The following is a 353-nucleotide window of genomic DNA, read 5'->3' on the forward strand; positions in this document are numbered from 1 at the left end:
TCCATGAACGCCCGGGCGTACATGCCCGGGGACGCGTGGCCCTGGAAGAACACCTGGTCCCCGCCCGAGGGGTGGTCCTTGCCGCGGAAGAAATGGTTGAACCCGACCTCATACAGGGTCGCCGCGCCGGCATAGGTGGAAATATGCCCGCCCACCCCGATATCGGCCCGCTGCGCACGATGGACCATGACCGCGGCGTTCCACCGCATGTACGCACGGTACCGGCGCTCGAACTCCTCGTTCCCGGGAAACTCCGCTTCCTGGTCCACCGGGATCGTGTTCACATAATCAGTGGTCGTCACCATCGGCACACCCACCGACCGGGCACCGGCACGCTGCAACAACGACCGCAT

1 pseudogene is annotated in these 353 nt (G+C 65.4%); it reads right to left on the reverse strand.

Features of this window, described 5'->3' with window-relative positions:
- Positions 1 to 353: pseudogene (locus AB4Z15_RS24995) on the reverse strand (pyruvate dehydrogenase (acetyl-transferring), homodimeric type); the annotation flags it as partial.

Origin of the sequence: Paenarthrobacter sp. 2TAF44 (assembly GCF_052114885.1) — a bacterium.
Lineage (GTDB): Bacteria > Actinomycetota > Actinomycetes > Actinomycetales > Micrococcaceae > Arthrobacter.